Genomic DNA, 23,250 nt, shown 5'->3' on the forward strand with positions numbered 1-23,250 from the left:
AGATTAAGGCCAAAAAGTCCTAACTTGATATTACTCTTTACCGTCTACGTAGTTTTGTAAATAACTAAATCTTTTAGTCAATTTACCATTTTCGGTAATTTTAGCTCTTTTTAAAATACCATCTGCATCATTATTAAAAAACGCAGGAATAACATGTTTTAAAAACATCTCTCCAAAACCTTCACTTGCATCTTTTGGTAATTCGCAAGGTAAATTATCTACTGCCATTACAGTTATTGCATCTTTATCATTATAAGCTACTTCTTTTTCAGTTTTTGCATTATAACCATAAAAAGGGTCAGCAATAGTGGATGGACGGATTGTTGATGCTACAGGTCCATCAATATCGCAAGAAATATCGGCTATTAAGTTAATTTTAAAATGTGGATGTCTTGCATCTTCTCTTGTAAATAAATAAGGAGCTCCATCACCATAAAAGTGACCTGCTATAAAAAAGTCTGTTTGTTTAGCATAAGGCATAAAATTGCTTTCGTAACCTGAAGGATCTTTATAAAACTGTCCTTTATTACCCACTTTACCATCCTTACGCTTACTATATTCCATAACATCAATTAAGCAATAAACAGGCTCAGTAAAATTAGAGGTTAAGTATAAAGCATCACTGACTTGCTTAATTTTAAGATGATCTAAAATTTCTTGTGCACCTTTAGCTACTTTACCAGTACCAGAAAGCAAAATTTTTATGTTGGGCAATTTAATTTTATCCAGTTCGCTTTTTACTTCATCTAAATCTTTTAAATGCTCTACTTTAGGTAGTGTAAATAAATTATCACGAAGTCCTAAAGCTCTAAAACCGTTGTAAGCACCTACCAAACCAGCATAACGTCCAAAACCAATTAGTCTTGCGCCATTTTGTCTAACAATAGTTTCGTGATCATACATTTCAATATTTTTATCAAGGATAGCTTTTAAAAGCGCTCTATTATAGGGTTGCTTTTTTATTGTATGACTGAAGAAAAAATATTTTTTATTAGGAATAAGCGTTTCTATTGGCACTTCTTTTACACCAAACATCACATCTGCATCTGAAACGTCATCAAAAATCTGAAAGCCATTTTTTTCATATTCGGCATCATTAAACACACGAATGTCCGAAGCCTCAATCATTACTTCTGCTTGTGGAAAGGAAGTTTTTAAATCTTTTAAATCATTAGGAGAAAACACGACACGTCTATCTGGTGGATTTTTACGTTCTTTTATAATTGCAAATTTCATATATCTAAATTTATTCTTGCTAAATTACCTTTAATATTAGGGTTTAGCAAATCAAATTTACTATACACGCTTTACTTCGTTTTCACTTTTTAAAACGTAGTCACCATCCGATTGCTTTATAAAAAGCGCTTTGTTTCCAGAAGTCCCTTCTCTGGTTACTTTGGTACCTTTAATAGTTTTTGTTATTTTTTTAGTGAAGGTTTCTTCTACTTTTCCTTTAGCAGTTCCGTGTCCCCAATCCCATTGTACTTCTGTTCCTGTTTTTATCATCTCTATTTTTTATTTCAATTTAAAAAATATGGCTTAATATTATCTTAAGTTTATTATAAATCTTAAATGGTACAACCTTTGCATTATAATTTTTAGTAATTTTGCAATCCAATAAATAACACAATTTATTAAAATGGGGTCGACTGGTTTTGACAGCGAGATTAATTAAATTGTAAGCACGTCGAGTAATGATTTTGTACTCGTTAAACACTTGATCAACTTTTTAATCGGCGAGAATAACTACGCTTTAGCTGCCTAATCCGAATTATAGTAGGATTAAGCCTCGGTACACAAGGTGTACGAGCTTTATGTCTCCGGAAAGCTTTGATTGACAGCGTTCCATTTGAGGCATCGAAAATGTCAATATAGACTTAGTAGCGCTTTGATGCTTTGTTGAAACTAAAAAAGATAAGTTAAAAGTGGGTTGTCTTTAACCAGCTTTTAATCGAAAACCTAAGAAAAGAATAAACGTGTAGAAAGCCTTTTGGTTACTTGTTTGGACGAGAGTTCGATTCTCTCCGACTCCACTTTAAACGCTCTGAAGCATTGATTTCAGAGCGTTTTTTTTATGACCTAAAGGAAGAGTCCCTAATTACTATATTACTTTTAATTTCAACTAACTTACTAATAATATTATCTTCAGGCACATTAATTTCATTTATAAGATATTGTACTGCTGTACGTCCTATTTTTTCTCCAGGTTGATCTACTGTGGTTAATTTGGGTTCTATTATAATAGAGTTAACAGAATTACTAAATCCAACAACTGCTATTTCTTCAGGTATTTTTACATTAAACTTATTTAGTGTTTGTATTACGCCTATTGCTGCACCATCTGTAATCGCGAAAATAGCATCAGGTCGTACTTTTGAACTCAATAATATATTGGTCATTCTTTTTCCCTCTTTCATTGATATATCCTCGACACTAATAACCATTTTGGGATCTAGCTCAAGGTTATTATCCTTCAAAGCTTTTAAATAACCCGAATACCTTTTTTCCGAATTATAGGAATATTCACCTTCCTTAATTATAGCTATTCGCTTTTTTCCAATATTAATTAAATGTTCAACTATATTATAGGCTGCTTCCTCATCATTAATTGTAATTTGGGTGCATGGAATTTTATTTGAAACCTTATCAAATAAAACAATTGGAATTGTATTTAACGTTGCTAATATGTGATCAACTTCTCTAGTACGCTTGGTTAGTGAAGCTAATATACCATCCACACCAAATTGTATCATGGTATTAAACATCTCTTTTTGCTTTTCTACATCATTGTTAGATTCTGATATAATTACCCTAAATCCTTTACTTTCTGCCTCTTCCATAATACCTCTAACAATAGTCGTAGTAAAGTAATGTGTTATATTGGGTACGATAACACCAATAATATTAGATCTATGATTTCTAAAACCTTTGGCAAAAATGTTTGGTACGTAATTTAATTTTAATGCTAATGCCTTTACCTTCTCTTTAGTTTGCACGCTAATGTCTGGATGATCATTTAATGCTCTAGAAACTGTTGATATTGATAATTCTAAAGTCTGAGCTAATTTTTTTAAAGTGGTAACTTCTTTCTTCATAAAAATAAAATTTCAAACGTTTTCGCAAACGTTTGCATACAAATATCGTACTTTTTAGTACACAACAATGCTTAATTCGTAATTATATTAGCCTAAAATTAACTAATTCTTAATAAAATGAAAAAACTAACCACCACACTATTATTATTATTTTGTTGTTTTTCAATGTTTGCACAAACAGAAATATCCGGAACTGTAAAAGACAAAGCTGGATTACCAATTCCAAACGCTAACATTTTAATTATTAACTCAAACGTTGGAGCTTCTACAGATTTTGACGGAAATTTTAGTTTTACGGTACCTGAACTTACAGGGTCTAAGGAGTTACAAGTATCTTACATTGGCTATACTACTTTGATTAAAAAAGTAGATTTAAACGGTACGCCATTAACACTTGATATTATCTTACAAGAAGGTAATAATTTAGATGAAATTGTTCTTACAGCCTCTTCTACTTTTAGATCACAAAAACAAGCGCCTTTATCCATTAGTAGTAAAGGCATTAAAGAAATTACTAGACTATCGGCTAACAGTCAAGCAGATATTTTAAGAGATGTACCTGGTATTACTGCTGAAGGTGGTGGTGGAGAAACTGCAACCAACCTATTTGTTAGAGGTTTACCTTCTGGTGGACAATATGTCTTTAACCCTTTACAATACGATGGTATGCCACTTATGAGCACGTTTGGATTAAACTCATCTGCACATGATGTTTACGCTAGACCTGATGTTGGTTTTAAAGGTGTCGAATTTGTTAGAGGTGGATCTGCTGTACTTTATGGTGCTGGATCAGTTGCTGGTATAATTAACTATACAAGTAAAACTGGAGATTCTAATGACGAAAATTTAATTAATGTAGAATGGGGAAATGACGGTAGATTAAAAACTGACTTTTATACTGGTGGACAATTAGGTAGCGAAGATTCTAACACTTATTACGCTTTTACAGGTTTTGTTAGAAAAGATGATGGTCCAATTGAAACTGGTTTAACCACAAAAGGAGTGCAGTTTAGAGGTAATATCAAACAAAAATTTGAAAACGGATCCTTTACAGTACATGGACAATATATTAATGATAGAGCTCAATTTTACTTACCATTACCATTAGATGGAGCGTCAAGAGAACGTTTAAATGGTAACGATGGTGAAGAAGTAAGCCAACTATTGTCTGGTGAACTAGCAAACACTTCATTTTTAACTCCAGGAGGTGTATATGAAAGTCCTATTGAAGATGGTGTCTACACAAAAGGTGGTTACCTTTTAGCAGATTTTAACTATAACCTAAATGACAATCTAAAATTTAAATCAAAAGTAAAATATGCCAACTACCAACATAATTTTGCATTATATGTAGGTGGTAGTGGTGATTATGGTAATCCAATTACTATTAATGATTATGTAGCTGCTATTGCACCAGATAATACCGCATTTAGCGCAACATATCAAGGTGGTGCTGGTAACCAAATTAACGGTAACGATTTAGTGGTAGAAAATCTACACGTAGATAGGTTAAGACCAATGACAGATTATTCTGGAGAGGCTAGCTTTATATTAAATTCTGATGATGGAATACACACCTATACTGCCGGAACATTCTTAGCCAGAACAGAAGCTGAAGATGTTAACTATCAATATAGAGTCCTTTCAGAATTTAATAATAATCCGCAATTAGTTAACTTAAGCTACACTGACGCTGGAGGAAATAATGTAATTTATTCTGAAGGTGGTTTATACAACAGGATTGGTATGACAGCCAATAATTACCTAACGCAAAGTAGAACTGCTTTTTATCTTACAGATGAAATGGTTTTTGACAGATGGCGTTTTGATGTTGGATTCCGTATAGAGTCTACAACTGGTACCTTTAGAAAAGGAGGATTAGAAACCACTCAAGTGTATGAAGACGCTGACTTAACAACTAATTTACAAAATGTTCAATTTGCTGATGGTACTTTTACAACTGGCGAAATTAAAGATACAGATTGGGCATTATCATTAGCAGGTTTATACAAACTAACTGATGCCACAAATTTATATGCTAACCTCTCAAAAGGATACTTTTTTCCGCAACAACGTGGTTTTGGACCAACTCCAGGAATAAGAGATACCAATTATGAGGCTGAAACGATTTTACAAGGTGAAATGGGAGCCAAATTTGGAACAGATAAATTTTCTGGTTCTGTGGCTGCATACTATGTTGGGTTAAGCGACCGTATACGTATAGATCAAGCAATTTCTGGAGGTCAATTAGTCGATCAAGCTAGAAGTGAGCAATCAACGCAAACATTAGGTCTTGAAGCAACTGGAAGATATAAATTTACAGAGCATTTAAATGTTTCTGGGACGCTAACATACCAAGATCATGAAATTACAACTAATCAAACTGAAGATTTAGTCAATGGTACAACAAGTACTATTAATGAAGGTAATGAAATTGCAAGACAACCAAACCTTTTAGGAAACTTAGGTCTTAACTACGATAACAAAGTTTTTGATGCAAGCTTTGCTGTTAACCACACAGGAAAAAAGTTTACTGACGACACTAATAACGTAGAGTTAGATGCTATTACAATTGCAAGATTAGGTGCTGGTTATACAATACAAACTAACGAAGATACGTCCTTACGTTTTGGATTATCTGTATTTAACTTATTTGATAGTTCTGGTATTACAGAAGGAAACCCAAGAGCTGGTATTGCTGGTCAATCTGGAGATGGCGAGTTTTTTGTTGGACGACCAATCTTACCTAGACGTATGTTCTTAACAGCAACATTCAATTTTTAATTTATAATAATTTAATTAGTCATATAACTCATCATTTTTTATGCTAAGTAAAGTGATGGGTTATTTTTTTAAAATCAAAAAAACTTACAATCTTTAATGTGTATGAAGGATTTACAAAACAACGCTATTACAGTATTAAACAATAACTGGAAAGATAAATTTAGCATTCCATGCGCAAAGCTTTACCCTTTTCAATGGTTCTGGGATTCAGGATTAATCGCAATTGGTTTTGCTCATTTTGACATGCCTAAAGCCGAAAAAGAAATAGAAACACTGCTTGATGCACAATGGAGTAATGGTTTTATTCCTCATATTATTTTTCATACCGAAACTGACACCTATTTTCCTGGACCTGATTTTCATCGTTCAGATTTACATCCAGAATCTTCCAAAAAATATAAATCTACAGGTATGACACAACCTCCTGTTACTGGTTTTGTTTTAGAAGATTTATACCGTATTAGCAAGGATAGAGACGCTACTTTAAAATTTATAGAGTCCGTAATTGATAAAGTGTATAAAAATCACGAATATTTTTACAACCAACGTGATCCTCAAGATGAAGGTTTAGTTTACATATACCATAACTGGGAATCAGGTACAGACAACTCTCCTATTTGGGATGATATTTGGGACACTATGAATCCTCCTGAATATACTTTTGAAAGACGTGACACAACACATGTTGATGCTGCACAAAGACCTTCTAAAAGAGAATACGATCATTATTTACACATTATTGAAATTGCCAAACAAAACAATTACAATGATCAAAAAATAGCAGAGCTTTCTCCCTTTTTAGTTCAAGATCCATTATTTAACGCAGTACTTTTAAAATCTAATCAAAGTCTAATAGATTTATATCGTATTATAGGAAATAAAAATAATAACGATAAAATACACCAACTTCAAAAATGGCAAGACAAAGGGACTAAATCATTTAATAATAAACTCTATGATGAAGAACTAGGTGTTTATGTACATTACGATTTAAGAAACGAAAAATTATTAAAACACATATCTTCCTCTTCTTTTGCACCACTTTTTGCTAATCTACCAAGTGAGACTAGAGCAGAAAAAATGGTAGATATAATGATGGAAAAATTTGGTAACCCAGATCAATATCTGTGTGCATCATTTGATCCAACTAGCGATAGATTTAATCCTAAAAAATATTGGAGAGGTCCAGTTTGGGTGAATTTAAATTGGATGTTATATTATGGGTTAAAACAATATGGTTTTTACGACATCGCCAAAAGAATGAAGCAAGATACCATTGAGATTATTGAAAACAATGGGTTTTACGAGTATTTTGATTCTAGAAAAGAAGAACATAAAAATGGTAACGCAGGTTATGGAGGTCATAATTTTTCATGGAGTGCTGCATTATTTATAGATTTATTAAATGAATAAATAACCCACTAGCTTTAACCACATGAATTATATAGACTACATCATCATCATATTATATTTAATCGGATTTTTAGGGATAGGGTATTTCTTTAAAGAAAATAAAAACTCTAAAGATTACTTCCTTGGAGGTCAATCAATGGGATGGTTTCCGTTAAGTTTATCAACTATGGCTACCCAATTATCTGCTATTAGCTTTATATCTGCACCAGCATTTGTTGGTTTAAAAGAAGGTGGTGGATTGCAATGGTTAACCTATGAGTTTGGTGTACCTTTAGCTATGGCGTTTTTACTAATTGCCATAATACCTACCTTATATAATTCTGGTATTGTTAGTGTTTATGAATATCTAGAGCGTCGTTTTGATGCCTCTTCAAGGCTACTTATTAGTTTTGTTTTTCAAATTAGTCGCTCTGTAGCAACAGGTGTTATGGTATATACTATGGCACTTATTTTACAAGCTACCATTGGTATAGAGTTTTGGATTTCGATATTAATTATTGGTGTTATAACTATGGTATACTCCTTTCAAGGTGGAATGAAGGCTGTAATTTGGGGAGACGTCATACAAATGTGTATTCTCTTTTTTGGTATAATTATTTGCTTATTTTATGGTTTAAGCGAGCTAGGTGGTTATGATAATTTTATAAATCTTGTTGATAAAGACAGATTAACTGCAGTAGATTTTTCTAAATGGGGATTTAATAATGCCGATAAAAATGACGAATTTGGTTTTTGGCCAATGGTAATTGGAGGTTTCTTTTTGTATGCTTCCTATTATGGTACAGATCAAACACAATCACAAAGACTACTATCTGCAAAAGGATTACCTACCATAAAAAAATTATTACTAGCTAATGGATTGTTTAGATTCCCAATTACATTAACCTATTGTGTAATGGGATTAATTTTAGGAACATTATTACTACAAGACGCTAGTTTTCAAGAGTTATTAAATACAGTTTACCAATCCAATATTACAAGTTTAGAAGGTAAAAAAGCCGACTTAATGGTACCTGTTTTTATAATTAAATACTTACCAAATGGTGTAATCGGTATTTTAATAGTTGCAATAATGTCTGCTGCAATGTCCTCTTTAAGCAGCACAGTAAATTCATTATCTGCAGTAACCTTAGAAGACTTTATAAAACGATTTAATCCTGATATGCCAGACAAAAAATACGTACAATACTCACGTTTATTATCTGTATTCTGGGGATTAGTGTGTTTGTTTTTTGCGTTTTTCGCCGGAAGTATAGAAGGAACTGTTATTGAGGTTATTAACAAAATAAGTTCTATTTTTTATGGTCCCATTTTAGCTGCTTTTATATTAGCTATTCTAACTAAAAAAACCCACGCTTTAGGTGCTAATATTGGTATCGTTATAGGTGTGTTATTTAATATGTATTTATGGCTATATGTACCAAGTATATTTTGGTTTTGGTGGAATGCAATAGGTTGTTTAGTAACTGTTATAATAGCCTTAATTGTAAGCTATGTTATTAAAAAAGAAACCAAACCAGGTTTAGATATTGAAGTCTATAAAGCAGGTAAAAAAGAAGTCATTATACTATTATCATACTTTGTTTTAATTGTGCTGTTTGCAATTTTTATTAGTGAAATTTTAAATTAAAAGTTAACATGAAAATAGTAATTGCTCCAGATAAGTTTAAAAATTCACTAACCAGTTTAGAGTTTTGTAATATCGTTGAAAAACAGCTTAAAAAAGAGTTGCCTTATGCCAATATCGTAAAACTACCATTAGCAGATGGTGGTGATGGTACCATTGACATTGTCAAACATTATTTAGATGGAGAAACTATCAAGACTACAGTGTGTAACCCTTTATTTACAGCAATTGAGGCCAGCTATATTTATGCGCCAAAATATGAAACTGCATTTATAGAAATGGCAGAAGCCTCAGGCTTAAAGCTTTTAAAACCAGAGCAATTAGACTGTAAAATAACTTCAACATTTGGAACTGGCCAGCTTATTTTGGACGCTTTAAACAAAGGTGCAAAAAAAATAATACTTGGTATTGGTGGAAGTGCTACAAACGATTGTGGTATTGGCATGGCAACTGCATTAGGATACCGTTTTTTGGATAAAAAAGGTGAAATAGTAAACCCTATTGGCAAAAACCTGTCATCTATAAAATCCATTGACGTTAGTCAAGCAAATCCACAAATTTTTTCAACAGATTTTAAAATAGCTTGTGACGTTACTAATCCATTATATGGTAAAAAAGGTGCTGCTTACGTTTATGCTGCCCAAAAAGGAGCTAATCATCAAGATATTTTATTACTTAATAAAGGACTTAAAGATTTTTCAAAATTAATCAGTCAAATCTTTAAAATAGATCCACAGTCCATACCTGGTTCTGGAGCTGCAGGAGGTATGGGGATTGCTTCTAAAATATTTTTAAACGGAACGCTTGAAAGCGGAAATAAATTAATTAAACAGTTATCAAATTTTGATAATCAAATTTCAAATGCAGACTGGATTATAACTGGAGAAGGCAAATTGGATAATCAAACGTTATCCGGAAAAACTATTCAAGGTGTTTTAGATACCTCAACTAAAAATAATATTAATGTAGCAGTCTTTTGTGGTGCGATTGACATTAACGAAAAAGCACTAAAAAACATGGGAATTAATTATGCTTCACAAATAATAAACGAAGCAAAAAACTTAGATGATGCCATGCAAAACACTAACATACATCTTAAAACTATGACTAAAAAATTTATTGGTCATATCAAACAACTTAAATAAAATGAAATTATATCCCTTAACTTTCAATCCAGTTTTTAGCTACCGTATTTGGGGAGGAAACAAATTAAAATCGGTATTAAATAAGAGTTACTCCCAAGACAACATAGGCGAATCTTGGGAGATTTCTGATGTTGAGGATAACCAAACCATTGTAAATAATGGTAATTTAAAAGGGAATACGCTAAAAGATTTAATTAAGACATTTAAAGGTAATTTTCTGGGACATAAAGTATATCAAACATTTGGCAACAACTTTCCGTTGCTAATAAAATTTATTGATGCCAAAACACCTTTATCCATACAAGTACATCCTAGTAATCAGTTAGCTAAAAAAAGACATAATTCATTTGGTAAAAATGAAATGTGGTACGTAATGCAAGCTGAAAATGAAGCCGAATTAATTGTAGGTTTTAATCAAAAAATTAGTAAAGAAGACTACGTAAACCACCTTAAAAACAACACCTTAAAAGATATTTTAAATATTGAAACAGTAACATCTGGAGACACCTTTTATATTCCTACTGGACGTGTACATGCTATTGGAGCAGGTGTTTTACTTGCCGAAATCCAACAAACCTCAAATATTACTTATCGTATTTATGATTATGATAGGATTGACAAAAAAACAGGACAAAAAAGAGAGCTACACACCAATCTAGCTTTAGACGCTATAGACTACGATTTTTACAAAAAATATAAAACGGATTACAATCAGGTATTAAACACACCAAGTCAATTGGTAAATTCCGAGTATTTTAAAACTAATATAATCGAATTAAACACCAAGTTAACAAGGGATGTTACAGCAATAGATTCGTTTATAATTTATATATGTGTTCTGGGAGAGGTTATAATTAACACGCCTGACGACGCTACTAATTATAGCTTAAAAATGGGCCAAACTATTATTATTCCTGCCTGTATTAATCTAATAACAATTCATGCAAATTATGCTAAACTAATTGAAGTCTATTTGTAACATCTAGCAAAAAAAATCCCAATCTGAAAAGATTGGGATTTTTAGTTAATTCTTTTTATAAGGTAATCCATCATGTTTCCATTTAGAGAAACCACCTTGCATATCGTATATTTTTTTAAATCCTAAGTCTATCATTTTTTCGGCACACTTAGCACTTCTACCGCCTTTTTGACAATACAATAGCACAGGTTTTTCCCTATCTAAGGTTTTAATATCATCCTCAAATGTAGGCGACATAAAATCTATATTCTGTGCTGATGCAATAAATCCAGAATTGTATTCCGCTGGTGTCCTAACATCTATAAACTGAACATTATCAAGAGTCAATAGTGTTTGCATTTCCTCTGGAGAGACAACCTTTATTTCACCTTCAACATTTTTTTCACAACTCAGTGCAACAAAAACTAAACACAAACTTAATACTAATGCTATTTTTTTCATACCTTTTTTATTATTCAACTGGTCCTGACCACTCACTAAATCCTCCTAGAAGATTGTAAGTAGTATCAAAGCCTAATTGATTCATTATTGCGCATGCTTGGGCACTTCTTCCACCTGATCTACAATACACGTAAAAATTCTTAGATTTATCTAACTCCTCGACAGCATAAATAAATCCCTGTCCTTTATAAATGTCAATATGTATTGCATTAGGTATTTTTCCTTCTGCAACCTCTTCATCTGTTCTCACATCAAGGATGACTGCGTTATCGTCTTTTTCTAATTGGTTTACCCAATCCGATTGAATTAAATCTGCCATAATATTTATACAATTAATTTTAGCACAAAATTAACACATATATAGTATATAGACGTAAAAAAATCCGAAATGTTACATCTCGGATTTTTATTTATTATAATTGATAGTTTTTTTTAAACTTTAATAGAACAACCTATAGCTTTAGTTTCGTTAATTTTTACTTCTTTATTATTTAATAGGGCATCAACCGCATCTTCTACATACTTAGTTTTTACAGCATTTGCATCTTGATAATTATCATCAATTGCACCAATATATTTAACTACATTTCCTTTTTGTTCTTTTTGCAAAACATACACATGTGGTGTTTTTGTTGCTCCATATTGCGGATAAATGTCCTGACCAGCATCCATCAAATAAGGAAAAGTAAATCCTTTTTCCTTAGCTCTAGCTTTCATAGCTTCCATATTATCTCCTGGTTTAACGGTTGTATTATTAGGCATAATGGCAATTACTGGATAACCTAGATCTGCATACTTTTTATTTAAACCTTGCACTCTATCCTCATAAGCTACTGCGTAGGGACAAGTATTGCAGGTAAATACAACTATAAACCCTTTAGCATCTTCAAAATCTGACAAAGACACCACATTACCATCAATATTTTCAAGTTCAAAATCCGTTGCTACATCACCTATTTTATATCCTGAATCAGCACTATTAGTCTTTGTTGTAAAAGCACTAACCGTTATTATAACGACCAACACTAAGGTTAATTTTAAAATTTTTTTCATAATTTATTGTTTTAAAAATTGTTTTAATTCTGTTTCTAAGGCTATATAATCAAATGATTGTTCATAAAAAACTGTCTTTTGGGTATTGTAAATTAATGTTGCAGGAATTGCTCCTGACCAATTTTTATCTACTTTAGGTATCCATGTATTAGCATCAACATCGTTTAAAACTATAACCTCACTTTTTAATTTATTTTTCAATAAAAAAGGTTTTAATTTACTTTCAATCTGCTTTGGAAAATCTAAACTTACCAAAATAACTTCTACCTTTTTGTCTGCATACGTTGTATTTAATTGTTCAAAATAAGGTAATTCTTTAACGCATGGTGCACACCAGGTCGCCCAAAAATTTATCACATAAGTTTTACTTTTATCCTTAGCAGCAAGGTATTGCTCTAAACCGTCAAAATCGACAATTTTTAAATCTTGCTTTAAATAAGGTGCGTCTACTATTTTTATTTGATTACTATTCAATATACTAATATACTGGTTTCCAAAAGCAAAAAAAGTAAAGGTCAATATTAAAAATAAGTGTTTCATAAAGTAAATTTAATATTTATTGTTTTCATCTTTTCAGTTTTAACAAATAATTAAAGGGGAAAATAATTTGAAAACTAACTTTTGATTTATATCTTTGAACTTTATAATAAACATGAACACAATTTTAAATCATACTTGGTGGTGGAATAATCGAAATCAAACTTCGTGAACTAACGCTATACGTATTATTTAAGTAACTATACAAAAAAGGCTTGTCATTCACGACAAGCCTTTTTTTTATTTCTGAACTTGTTTCAGAAAACACAAACAAAATTAATAATATCTCTAATAATGGAGATACTGAAATAAATTCAGCATAATAAAAATGAAAACATTCAGTTTATACACACATTACAAAAAAATATTAGCAGACACCATTACTCCTGTTAGTATCTATTTAAAAATTAGAGATAAATATCCTAATAGTATTTTGTTAGAAAGTAGCGATTATCACGCTAATGACAATAGTTTTTCTTATATATGCTTTAACCCAATCGCCTCAATTAAAGTTGACGATAAAGCAATTACACAAACATTTCCTGATGGTAGTGAAATGAAAAACAAGGTGCGTAATGTAACCGAGATGATACATAAGTTTACCAAACGCTTTAAAGTAAAATCGGACGAGGATTTTAAGTTTATCAACAACGGAATATTTGGCTACACAGCTTATGATGCTGTTAAACACTTTGAAGATGTAGAGATTTCTAAAAAACCAGATTCTTTAGAGATTCCTGACGTTTACTATGCAGTTTACCAAAATATAATTGCTATAAACCACTTTAAAAACGAAGCCTATATTTTTGCACATTGTTTTGAAACAGAAAACAATATAGACGAAGTTTTACAACTAATAAGCTCTAAAAACTTTGCGACTTATAAGTTTACAACAAACTCTGATATACAATCAAATTTAACGGATGACGAGTATAAAGACCAGGTCATATTAGCCAAACAACATTGTGCTAGAGGTGATGTGTTCCAGTTAGTATTATCTAAAAAATTCTCGCAAGGTTTTAAAGGTGATGAGTTTAATGTCTATCGTGCCTTGCGCAGCATAAACCCATCGCCTTACCTATTTTACTTTGACTATGGTGACTTCAAGATTTTTGGAAGCTCACCAGAAGCACAATTAGTCGTTAATAACGGTCAAGCCGAAATACATCCAATTGCCGGAACTTTTAAAAGGACTGGAAATGATGAGGAAGACCAAAAGCTAGCTAAACAACTAGCCGAAGATGATAAGGAAAATGCAGAACATGTCATGTTGGTTGACCTTGCCAGAAATGATTTAAGCAGACATGGTAGCGAAGTCAAAGTTGTAACCTATAGGGAAGCACAATTCTTTTCTCATGTTATTCACTTAGTTAGTAAGGTAACCGGAAAAGTACACGACAATACACCAACAATGCAGGTAGTAGCAGACACCTTTCCTGCAGGAACATTAAGTGGTGCTCCAAAACACAAAGCCATGCAACTTATTGAAAAATACGAAAAAACTAGCAGAGCCTTCTATGGTGGAGCAATTGGTTTTATGGATTTTGATGGCAATTATAATCACGCAATTATGATTAGGACATTTATGAGTAAAAACCATCATTTACATTGGCAAGCTGGAGCAGGTCTAGTCTCTAGATCTAACCCAGAAAGCGAGTTACAAGAAGTATATAACAAATTAGGAGCATTAACAAATGCTATAGAATTAGCCAAAGAGATATGAGAGTTTTAGTAATAGATAATTACGATAGTTTTACTTATAACTTAGTTCACTATTTAGAAGACTTAGATTGTGAAGTTACTGTAAAAAGAAATGACAAATTAACCTTGGACGAAGTCGAAGCTTTTGATAAAATTGTACTTTCTCCAGGTCCAGGAATTCCTGACGAAGCTGGTTTACTTAAAGCAATAATTAAAACTTATGCACCTACTAAAAGTATTTTAGGCGTATGTTTAGGTCAACAAGCTATTGGAGAAGTTTTTGGTGGTAGTTTAATTAATTTAGACAATGTATATCATGGTGTATCAACTAATGTAGATATTGTGGTTGACGATGAGGTACTGTTTAAAAACATGAACAAAACTATTGAAGTCGGACGTTACCATTCGTGGGTTGTAGACCCTAATTTACCTGAGGTTTTAGAAGCAACATCCTTTGACCAAAATGGACAAGTCATGTCGTTAAGACACAAATTTTACGACGTAAGAGGTGTGCAATACCATCCAGAAAGCGTACTAACACCAAACGGAAAACAAATTTTAGAAAACTGGATTAAGAGTTAATATGAAACAAATACTAAACAGACTAATTAATCAAGAAAGCATCACTGCAGAAGAAGCTAAATACCTTTTAGTCAACATATCTGAAGGCGCATATAATCAAAGTCAGGTAGCCTCTTTCTTAACGGTTTATATGATGCGAAGTATAACTCTAGAAGAGCTTCAAGGGTTTAGAGATGCATTGTTAGAATTATGTATTCATGTAAACTTATCAGAATTTGATCCAATCGATTTATGCGGAACTGGAGGTGACGGAAAAGACACTTTTAATATTTCAACCTTGGCATCATTTGTAACTGCTGGAGCTGGAGTTAATGTGGCAAAACATGGTAACTATGGTGTGTCATCAGCTTCTGGATCTTCCAATGTCATGGAAGCTTTAGGCATTCATTTTTCTAACAAAACAGATTTTTTAAAATACGCCTTAGAAAAAGCAGGAATCTGTGTTTTACACGCACCTCTGTTTCATCCTGCAATGAAAAACGTTGCTCCTATTAGAAAAGAATTGGGTGTAAAAACATTTTTTAATATGCTTGGACCAATGGTAAATCCAGCATTTCCAAACAATCAAATGGTAGGTGTATTTAGCTTAGAGCTACAACGCATATATGGTTACTTATACCAAAATACAGATAAAAATTATAGCATCGTACACGCATTAGATGGATATGATGAAATTTCATTAACTGGAAATACAAAGATAATTTCCAATACAGCTGAAACGATATTAAACCCTTGCGATTTGGGTCTTAAACAACTTGAACAATCCGAACTATTTGGTGGAAACACAGTTAAAGAAGCTGCCAAAATTTTCAAAAACATTATAAATGGTAAAGGTACAGACGCGCAAAACAATGTGGTTTGTGCTAATGCAGGTTTAGCAATTGCAACAGCCAAACAAATATCACATTTAGAAGGTTTTGAACTTGCAAAAGAAAGTTTGGAAAGCGGACGTGCAAAAACGAGTTTAGAAAAATTAATCGAATTAAGTAAGTAATGGATATTTTAACTAAAATAGTTAACGACAAACGTATTGAAGTTAACTTACGCAAGCAATTAATCCCAATCAAGCAATTAGAACACTCCATTTTGTTTGAACGCAAGACTGCTTCACTAGCCGAAAAATTAAAAAATAGCACGACAGGTATCATTGCAGAACATAAAAGACGTTCGCCTTCAAAACAAATAATCAATCACGATTTAAATGTCTTTGATGTTGCTAAAGGGTATCAAGATGCTGGTGTTTGCGGTATGTCTGTTTTAACCGATGGAAAATATTTTGGAGGAAGTTTAGACGATTTACTAACTGCAAGAGCAAGTTGCAATTTACCTTTATTAAGAAAAGAGTTTATAATAGATCCGTACCAAATTATTGAAGCTAAAGCTTATGGTGCTGATGTTATTTTACTAATTGCAGCAATCTTAACCAGAGAAGAAATTAAAACTTATTCAGAATTAGCTAAAAGTTTAAATCTTGATGTGCTTTTAGAAGTGCATAACCAAGACGAATTACATAAATCTATTATGCCAAGTTTAGATATGCTGGGTGTAAACAACCGTAATTTAAAAACCTTTGAGGTTAGTTTAGATACTAGCAAACAATTAAGTAATTTAATCCCTGACGATTTTGTAAAAGTATCGGAAAGCGGAATAAGCAATATAGAAGCCATAAAAACACTACAACCATTTGGTTATAAAGGGTTTTTAATTGGCGAAAATTTTATGAAAACGGACAATGCTGGTTTAAGTGCCAAACAATTTATCAAAACATTAAACAACTAAGACTATGAAACTAAAAGTATGCGGAATGAAAAATGAAAACAACATCTTAGATGTTGCAGATCTTAATCCAAATTATATGGGTTTCATTTTTTACGAAAAATCATCTCGTTATTTCAACGGAGTCATTCCAGAATTACCAGAAAGCATCAAAAAAATTGGTGTGTTTGTAAATGCAACTTTCGAATATATAAAAGGAAAAGTGGATAAACACAACTTACAAGGTGTGCAATTACACGGTCAAGAAACACCAGAATTGTGTCAACGTTTAAAAGATTTGGACATTGCTGTGATTAAAGTGTTTTCTATAAAAAACCAATTCGACTTCTCTGTTTTAGAACCGTATGAGGACGTTTGCGATAATTATTTATTTGACACAAAAGGAAAAGAACCTGGAGGTAATGGTTACACATTTAACTGGAATGTTTTAAAAAGCTACCCATCCTCTAAACCTTACTTTTTAAGTGGTGGTATTGGATTAAACGAAATAGATGCTATTCTTCTATTTTTAAAAAGACCAGAATCTTACTTATGTTTTGGATTTGATGTTAACAGCAAATTCGAAACTGCTGCAGGTTTAAAAGACACAACAAAATTAAACGATTTTAAACAAAAATTGATAGCACACAATTATGAGTTTTAATATTAACGACAAAGGGTATTACGGAGACTTTGGAGGTGCATATATCCCAGAAATGCTATATCCAAACGTAGAAGAGTTACGTCAAAATTATTTAAAAATAATGGCTGAACCATCTTTTAAAGAAGAGTTTGACCACTTATTAAAAGATTATGTTGGACGTCCTTCTCCACTCTATTTCGCAAAACGATTAAGCGAAAAATATAATACTAAAATCTATCTTAAACGCGAAGATTTAAACCATACAGGAGCACACAAAGTAAACAATACCATCGGTCAGATTTTAATGGCACAGCGTTTAGGCAAAACACGTATTATAGCCGAAACTGGCGCTGGACAACATGGTGTAGCAACAGCAACAGTATGTGCTTTAATGGGAATGGAGTGCATCGTGTACATGGGCGAAATTGACATTGCACGCCAAGCACCAAACGTGGCAAGAATGAAAATGTTAGGCGCAGAAGTACGCCCAGCATTATCAGGAAGTCGCACCTTAAAAGATGCCACTAACGAGGCCATTAGAGATTGGATTAACAATCCTGTGGATACACATTACATTATTGGAAGTGTTGTCGGACCACACCCTTATCCAGATATGGTAGCCCGTTTTCAAGCAGTCGTATCAGAAGAAATCAAATGGCAATTAAAAGACAAAGAAGGTCGTGAAAAACCAGACCATGTTATAGCCTGTGTTGGAGGTGGTAGTAATGCAGCAGGAGCTTTTTATCACTATTTAGACGATACAGATGTTAACCTTATAGCTGTTGAAGCTGCCGGAAAAGGGATTCATTCTGGAGAGAGCGCAGCAACATCAGTATTAGGAAAAGAAGGTATTATTCATGGAAGTAAAACCCTATTAATGCAAACGCAAGATGGACAGATAACAGAACCTTATTCTATCTCAGCAGGATTAGATTATCCAGGTGTTGGACCAATGCACGCTAATTTGTATACCACTGGTCGTGCCGAGTTTATCTCAATTACCGATGATCAAGCCATGAAAGCTGGATTAGAATTAAGTCAATTAGAAGGGATTATTCCGGCTATCGAAAGCTCGCATGCATTTGCTGTTTTCGAAGACAAAAAGTTTAACCCAGAAGACATCGTCGTGATTAATTTATCAGGTCGTGGTGATAAAGATTTACAAAATTATATCGACTATTTTAAACTGTAATATTTGGGCGTTACCACAAGGGTCAGGCTTTCAAGGCTCGCGAAATCAATATTTTAAAATAATAATCTTTGAGTAATCCTTAACGCTGGATAGCTATACAGTTAGTAATTAGTAAAAATGATGAGAATCTGAAACAAGTTCAGATTGACATAACGATATAACGACTTATCGATGCACAGAAATAACGAAATAAGGACATAATCATATATCTACGTACTAACGTAAATCACAACCACAACGTCATGCTGAACTTGTTTCAGTATCACACAAGACAAAGAAAAACAGTAAACCAGTTTCAGTATCACATAAAAATGAAAACAAGCTATACTTACATATTAACAAATAAGTACAGAACAACATTTTATATTGGTGTAACGTCAAACTTAAACAAAAGAACCACTGAACATCAAAAAGGAATTGGCTCTGAGTTTACAAAAAAATATGATTTGAAAGATTTGATTTATTTCGAAGAATTTACTGATATTAATCAAGCTATAGCAAGAGAAAAGCAAATTAAAAATTGGAAAAAGGAATGGAAACTAAATTTAATTAAAGAAAAAATCCAATACTTGAAACACTAAAAATAATGAGAATCTGAAACAAGTTCAGATTGACGAAACGTAATAACAAATTAAGTCACAACCGCAACGTCATGCTGAACTCGTTTCAGTATCACACAAGAGAATAAAACACAACAAAAGGTCATACTGAACTAACTTCAGTATCCCTAAACAAAAAATAAATTCATTTAAAAATGAACAGAATAAATCAAAAACTGAAAGAAGATAAAAAGCTATTAAGCATATACTTCTCGGCAGGTTACCCAACACTTAACGACACCGTTTCAATAATACAAAACCTAGAAAAAAACGGAGTTGACATGATTGAAATCGGACTTCCGTTTAGTGATCCTTTAGCCGATGGGCCAACAATACAGGCTAGCTCTACGCAAGCATTAAAAAACGGAATGACAACAGAGACGTTATTTACCCAACTAAAAAACATTAGAAAAACGGTATCTATTCCTTTAATAATTATGGGTTATTTTAACCCTATGTTACAATATGGTGTTGAGGCGTTTTGTAAAAAATGTCAAGACATCGGAATAGATGGTTTAATTATTCCTGATTTACCAGTAGATGTTTACAACGACCAATACAAAGCTACATTTGAAAAATATGGTTTAATAAATGTCTTTTTAATCACACCACAAACTAGCGTAGAGCGTATTAACTTTATTGACTCTATATCTAATGGCTTTATTTACATGGTAAGTAGCGCAAGTGTAACAGGAGGTAATTCTGGTTTTGGAACAGAACAGACAGAGTACTTTAAACGTATTGCAGACATGAAACTTAATAACCCTCAAATAGTAGGTTTTGGTATTTCGGACAATACAACATTTACGCAAGCCACAACATATGCCAAAGGAGCAATTATTGGAAGTGCTTTTATAAAACACTTAACCAAACACGGTAATACTAAAATTGACACTTTTACAAATTCAATTTTAAAATAAAAATCAAGTATGGCTGCAATTACGTTTAGAGAAGCAACTTTGGAAGACAAACCAAAATTATTACAATTTGAACAAGAATTAATTGCCTATGAGCGTCCATTTGATTCCATTTTAAAAGAAGATTGCGTGTATTATGACTTAGATTATTTAATTAAATCTAATGACGCTAAATTAATTGTTGCTACATTAAACAAACATTTAATAGCTTGTGGATACGCCAAAATTATAAAAGCAAAACCGTATCATACCATCGACAGATATACTTATATGGGTTTTATGTATGTAGCTCCAGAATTTAGAGGTCAAGGTGTCATTCAAAATATAATCGAGCAATTAAAACAATGGTCAATTAGTTTAAATATTTTTGAAACTAGACTAGAAGTTTATAGTGATAACGAATCTGCAATAAAAGCGTATCATAAAAAAGGGTTTAAAAACAGAATGTTTGAAATGAAAATGGATCTTAAATAAACCTTTTAAGATAGTTTAACACTTACTGACAAGACTTTAACTAAGCCTTGTGAGACAACAACTTAAGTTAATAGTATCTTTACTATGAACCAAAAAAACAATAAATTATGGGAATGATAAAAGATAGAAAGAAATTTGAAACTAAGGTTAGACAAACAAATCCTACAAATCCAACTGCAAATACAAAGTTGGAAACTAATGATTTTGATATCGATAAGTCGACAATTAAAAAACAGCAAAATAAAACAAATAGCTAATCCAAATTAGCCTATTTATTAAATGCCTATTCAGTATATTTGAATAGGCATTTTTTTATTCAATTTCATGAAACTACTCAACGACTTCCGACTAATTATATTACTCTGTTTAACCCTAGGCTTAGCGCCTTTTTTTCCAGAACCTCATATCTGGGGAAAATTACAATGGATTGCAGGTGGTGCAAAAGGTATGCAACTTAAAGATTGGTTTGATGTACTTTTACATGGATTCCCTTGGATACTATTAGTTAGAGTAATAATTGTTAAATTAACAACCAAATCCAATGCTTAACATTGTTTTAATAGAACCAGAAATACCAAATAACACAGGGAATATTGGCAGGTTAGCACTAGCTTCCGGAAGTACATTACACTTAGTAAAACCTTTTGGTTTTGAGCTAAGTGATAAACGTTTAAAACGTGCTGGATTAGATTACTGGAAACACTTAAACGTCGTGATGTACGACTCGGTTGATGACTTTTTTGAGACTAATAAAGACGCAGATTTTACATTTTTTTCCAGTCATGGAACAAAATCACATTGGGACATTCCTTTTAAGGATAATCAATTTTTAGTTTTCGGGAAAGAGTCCGTTGGACTAGGAAGCACTATAATAGAAAAGCACAAAACATCATTATATAAAATCCCTCTGTACAGTGAGCATATAAGAAGTTTAAACTTAGCAAATTCTGTTGGGATTGTTGTATATGAAGGCTTAAGAAAACTACAAAAATAACTTATGGATTCAAAAAAAAGTAAAATAATTAAATCACTGTCAGAATATGCTCAAATTGCACTTGGTATTATATTGGCTAGTATTGGATTAAAAGCTTTTTTACTTCCAAACCGTTTCTTGGATGGTGGTGTAACTGGAATAGCATTATTAATAAGTAGACTAGTTGATATAAACATATCTTTATTATTAGTTGTGCTAAGTATTCCGTTTTTAATTATTGGTTATTTTACGGTTTCAAGACGCATTATTTTAAAGTCAGTTATTAGTATAATTGGATTAGCACTATTTATTCATTTTGAAAATTTCGAAATAATTACAGAAGATAAGTTTTTAATATCCATTTTTGGTGGTCTGTTTTTAGGAGCAGGAATTGGAATAGCCATTAGAAATGGATCTGTTTTAGATGGATCAGAAATTTTAGGTGTTTTTATTAACGACCGATTTGGAATAAGTATTGGAAAAGTCATCCTACTTTTTAATGTCATATTGTTTACAATTACAGCTTTTGTTATTTCAAAAGAAATAGCCATGTATTCTATACTTACTTATATTGTAACTGCTAAAGTAACTGATATGGTAATTGAAGGTTTTGAAGACTTTATAGGTGTATCTATTGTATCTAAAGATTACGAAAAGATTAAAGTCGCAATTATTAAAGAGCTTGGTGCTGGAATGACCATTTACAAAGGAAAAAAAGGGTTTGTAAATAAAAATGAAAACGAAGAATTAGATATTATTCATACGATTATTAACCGTATTGATATCAAAAAAATGTACCGCATTATATCTAATATAGATGATGATGCTTTTATTGTAGAGTTTGATGTAAACAACGTAAAAGGTGGCGTTTTAAGACGCTATTTAGATCGAAAAAAGGGAGAAAAACTAGCAAACTTTTTGTCGCAAAATCCTTTTTAAAAACTATTTATTTTTTTTCAAATAGCTTAAATACATATTTTCTACCTTAGTCCTAGCCCAAGGTGTACGACGCAAAAATTTAAGACTAGATTTAATAGAAGGATTATCTGTAAAGCATTTAATTTTCACAACATGACCCATATATTCCCATCCATAATGTGATTGTAAATCCGTTATGATTTGTTCTAACTTAATTCCGTGTAAAGGATTATTCTTTTGTGTTTCCACTAACTATTTTCTATTAAGTTTTTAATTTTGACTGCTTTTTCAAAATGATCTAATTGGTGTCTTTGTATCCACCAAGTTGCTGCCTCCATTAATAACTCTGGATTATCATTTTTATTTTAAAAAAAAGCATAAAAAGAGACACCAACAGTGTCTCCTTTTTGAGCTATTTTTTT

At 32.1% G+C, this 23,250-nt stretch carries 26 protein-coding genes, 1 other RNA gene and 1 pseudogene; 19 read left to right on the top strand and 9 right to left on the bottom strand.

Going from position 1 to position 23,250, the window contains the following annotated elements:
• Positions 1-30 precede the first annotated feature (30 nt).
• Positions 31-1,236, bottom strand: coding sequence for an NAD(P)-dependent oxidoreductase (locus JM82_RS09300; protein ID WP_145002685.1), 1,206 nt, complete (start codon positions 1,234-1,236; stop codon positions 31-33).
• A gap of 60 nt (positions 1,237-1,296) precedes the next feature.
• The gene (locus tag JM82_RS09305) at positions 1,297-1,506 is read right to left on the bottom strand and encodes a DUF2945 domain-containing protein (RefSeq protein WP_145002688.1); all 210 of its coding nucleotides are present in this window, start codon (positions 1,504-1,506) and stop codon (positions 1,297-1,299) included.
• Between the two features lie 135 nt (positions 1,507-1,641).
• On the opposite strand from JM82_RS09305, the gene ssrA reads away from it, so the two are divergent.
• Positions 1,642-2,036: a transfer-messenger RNA gene (gene ssrA, locus JM82_RS09310) on the top strand.
• Between the two features lie 36 nt (positions 2,037-2,072).
• Here the strand turns inward: ssrA and JM82_RS09315 are convergent.
• Positions 2,073-3,095, bottom strand: a complete 1,023-nt coding sequence (locus tag JM82_RS09315) for a LacI family DNA-binding transcriptional regulator (protein WP_145002692.1) — start codon at positions 3,093-3,095, stop codon at positions 2,073-2,075.
• A 117-nt stretch (positions 3,096-3,212) separates the two neighbouring features.
• Between JM82_RS09315 and JM82_RS09320 the strand changes: the two genes are divergently transcribed.
• The 5 genes from JM82_RS09320 to JM82_RS09340 all read left to right on the top strand — a co-directional run bounded on the left by JM82_RS09320 (position 3,213) and on the right by JM82_RS09340 (position 11,043).
• A complete protein-coding gene (locus tag JM82_RS09320; RefSeq protein WP_145002695.1) occupies positions 3,213-5,879 on the top strand; it encodes a TonB-dependent receptor domain-containing protein in 2,667 nt (888 codons plus the stop codon).
• Positions 5,880-5,981: 102 nt separating this feature from the next.
• Positions 5,982-7,292 carry an MGH1-like glycoside hydrolase domain-containing protein gene (locus JM82_RS09325; RefSeq protein ID WP_145002698.1) on the top strand — a complete coding sequence of 437 codons (1,311 nt, stop codon included), beginning with the start codon at positions 5,982-5,984 and terminating at the stop codon, positions 7,290-7,292.
• Positions 7,293-7,314: 22 nt separating this feature from the next.
• Positions 7,315-8,922 carry a sodium:solute symporter gene (locus JM82_RS09330; RefSeq protein WP_145002701.1) on the top strand — a complete coding sequence of 536 codons (1,608 nt, stop codon included), beginning with the start codon at positions 7,315-7,317 and terminating at the stop codon, positions 8,920-8,922.
• Between the two features lie 8 nt (positions 8,923-8,930).
• Positions 8,931-10,064, top strand: a complete 1,134-nt coding sequence (locus JM82_RS09335) for a glycerate kinase (RefSeq protein ID WP_145002704.1) — start codon at positions 8,931-8,933, stop codon at positions 10,062-10,064.
• A gap of 1 nt (position 10,065) precedes the next feature.
• Positions 10,066-11,043 carry a type I phosphomannose isomerase catalytic subunit gene (locus JM82_RS09340; RefSeq protein WP_145002706.1) on the top strand — a complete coding sequence of 326 codons (978 nt, stop codon included), beginning with the start codon at positions 10,066-10,068 and terminating at the stop codon, positions 11,041-11,043.
• Positions 11,044-11,088: 45 nt separating this feature from the next.
• Here JM82_RS09340 and JM82_RS09345 read toward each other — a convergent pair whose 3' ends face one another.
• From JM82_RS09345 to JM82_RS09360, 4 genes are all read right to left on the bottom strand, one after another.
• Positions 11,089-11,484 carry a rhodanese-like domain-containing protein gene (locus JM82_RS09345; protein WP_145002709.1) on the bottom strand — a complete coding sequence of 132 codons (396 nt, stop codon included), beginning with the start codon at positions 11,482-11,484 and terminating at the stop codon, positions 11,089-11,091.
• A gap of 10 nt (positions 11,485-11,494) precedes the next feature.
• Positions 11,495-11,803 carry a rhodanese-like domain-containing protein gene (locus JM82_RS09350; protein ID WP_145002711.1) on the bottom strand — a complete coding sequence of 103 codons (309 nt, stop codon included), beginning with the start codon at positions 11,801-11,803 and terminating at the stop codon, positions 11,495-11,497.
• Positions 11,804-11,916: 113 nt separating this feature from the next.
• Positions 11,917-12,537 (bottom strand): thioredoxin family protein, encoded by a 621-nt coding sequence (locus JM82_RS09355; protein WP_145002714.1) that lies wholly within the window; start codon positions 12,535-12,537, stop codon positions 11,917-11,919.
• A 3-nt stretch (positions 12,538-12,540) separates the two neighbouring features.
• Positions 12,541-13,077, bottom strand: a complete 537-nt coding sequence (locus JM82_RS09360; RefSeq protein ID WP_145002717.1) for a TlpA disulfide reductase family protein — start codon at positions 13,075-13,077, stop codon at positions 12,541-12,543.
• Between the two features lie 325 nt (positions 13,078-13,402).
• Between JM82_RS09360 and JM82_RS09365 the strand changes: the two genes are divergently transcribed.
• The 13 genes from JM82_RS09365 (at position 13,403) to JM82_RS09420 (ending at position 22,849) form a co-directional block, all read left to right on the top strand.
• Positions 13,403-14,797: an anthranilate synthase component I family protein gene (locus JM82_RS09365; RefSeq protein ID WP_145002720.1), complete on the top strand. Its 1,395-nt coding sequence runs from the start codon at positions 13,403-13,405 to the stop codon at positions 14,795-14,797.
• Positions 14,794-15,357 carry an anthranilate synthase component II gene (locus tag JM82_RS09370; protein ID WP_145002723.1) on the top strand — a complete coding sequence of 188 codons (564 nt, stop codon included), beginning with the start codon at positions 14,794-14,796 and terminating at the stop codon, positions 15,355-15,357. The genes JM82_RS09365 and JM82_RS09370 overlap by 4 nt, the downstream gene beginning before the upstream one ends.
• Before the next feature lies 1 nt (position 15,358).
• Positions 15,359-16,351: an anthranilate phosphoribosyltransferase gene (trpD, locus tag JM82_RS09375; protein ID WP_145002726.1), complete on the top strand. Its 993-nt coding sequence runs from the start codon at positions 15,359-15,361 to the stop codon at positions 16,349-16,351.
• Positions 16,351-17,136, top strand: coding sequence for an indole-3-glycerol phosphate synthase TrpC (trpC, locus tag JM82_RS09380; protein ID WP_145002729.1), 786 nt, complete (start codon positions 16,351-16,353; stop codon positions 17,134-17,136). The genes trpD and trpC overlap by 1 nt, the downstream gene beginning before the upstream one ends.
• A gap of 4 nt (positions 17,137-17,140) precedes the next feature.
• Entirely contained in the window at positions 17,141-17,776 is a 636-nt protein-coding gene (locus tag JM82_RS09385) for a phosphoribosylanthranilate isomerase (RefSeq protein ID WP_145002732.1), read from the top strand.
• Positions 17,766-18,947, top strand: a complete 1,182-nt coding sequence (trpB, locus tag JM82_RS09390) for a tryptophan synthase subunit beta (RefSeq protein ID WP_145002735.1) — start codon at positions 17,766-17,768, stop codon at positions 18,945-18,947. Before JM82_RS09385 ends, trpB begins: the two co-directional genes overlap by 11 nt.
• Before the next feature lie 311 nt (positions 18,948-19,258).
• Positions 19,259-19,528, top strand: coding sequence for a GIY-YIG nuclease family protein (locus JM82_RS09395; RefSeq protein ID WP_145002738.1), 270 nt, complete (start codon positions 19,259-19,261; stop codon positions 19,526-19,528).
• Between the two features lie 173 nt (positions 19,529-19,701).
• Positions 19,702-20,466 (top strand): tryptophan synthase subunit alpha, encoded by a 765-nt coding sequence (trpA, locus tag JM82_RS09400; RefSeq protein WP_145002741.1) that lies wholly within the window; start codon positions 19,702-19,704, stop codon positions 20,464-20,466.
• Between the two features lie 9 nt (positions 20,467-20,475).
• Complete coding sequence (locus JM82_RS09405; RefSeq protein ID WP_145002744.1) at positions 20,476-20,937, top strand: GNAT family N-acetyltransferase; 462 nt, start codon at positions 20,476-20,478, stop codon at positions 20,935-20,937.
• Positions 20,938-21,044: 107 nt separating this feature from the next.
• On the top strand, positions 21,045-21,194 hold the full coding sequence (locus JM82_RS16385) for a hypothetical protein (RefSeq protein ID WP_186439202.1): 150 nt from the start codon (positions 21,045-21,047) through the stop codon (positions 21,192-21,194).
• A 67-nt stretch (positions 21,195-21,261) separates the two neighbouring features.
• On the top strand, positions 21,262-21,486 hold the full coding sequence (locus JM82_RS09410; RefSeq protein ID WP_145002747.1) for a hypothetical protein: 225 nt from the start codon (positions 21,262-21,264) through the stop codon (positions 21,484-21,486).
• Positions 21,479-21,931 carry a tRNA (cytidine(34)-2'-O)-methyltransferase gene (locus tag JM82_RS09415; protein WP_145002750.1) on the top strand — a complete coding sequence of 151 codons (453 nt, stop codon included), beginning with the start codon at positions 21,479-21,481 and terminating at the stop codon, positions 21,929-21,931. Before JM82_RS09410 ends, JM82_RS09415 begins: the two co-directional genes overlap by 8 nt.
• Positions 21,932-21,934: 3 nt before the next feature.
• Complete coding sequence (locus tag JM82_RS09420) at positions 21,935-22,849, top strand: YitT family protein (protein ID WP_145002753.1); 915 nt, start codon at positions 21,935-21,937, stop codon at positions 22,847-22,849.
• Between the two features lie 3 nt (positions 22,850-22,852).
• On the opposite strand, the gene JM82_RS09425 is transcribed toward JM82_RS09420, so the two are convergent.
• The gene (locus JM82_RS09425) at positions 22,853-23,077 is read right to left on the bottom strand and encodes a VF530 family DNA-binding protein (protein ID WP_028283691.1); all 225 of its coding nucleotides are present in this window, start codon (positions 23,075-23,077) and stop codon (positions 22,853-22,855) included.
• Positions 23,077-23,181 (bottom strand): annotated as a pseudogene (locus tag JM82_RS16555) (DUF6500 family protein); the annotation flags it as partial. The pseudogene JM82_RS16555 and the gene JM82_RS09425, both read right to left, overlap by 1 nt.
• Between the last annotated feature and the right edge of the window lie 69 nt (positions 23,182-23,250).

The organism is Olleya sp. Hel_I_94 (genome assembly GCF_007827365.1).
Taxonomy (GTDB): domain Bacteria; phylum Bacteroidota; class Bacteroidia; order Flavobacteriales; family Flavobacteriaceae; genus Olleya.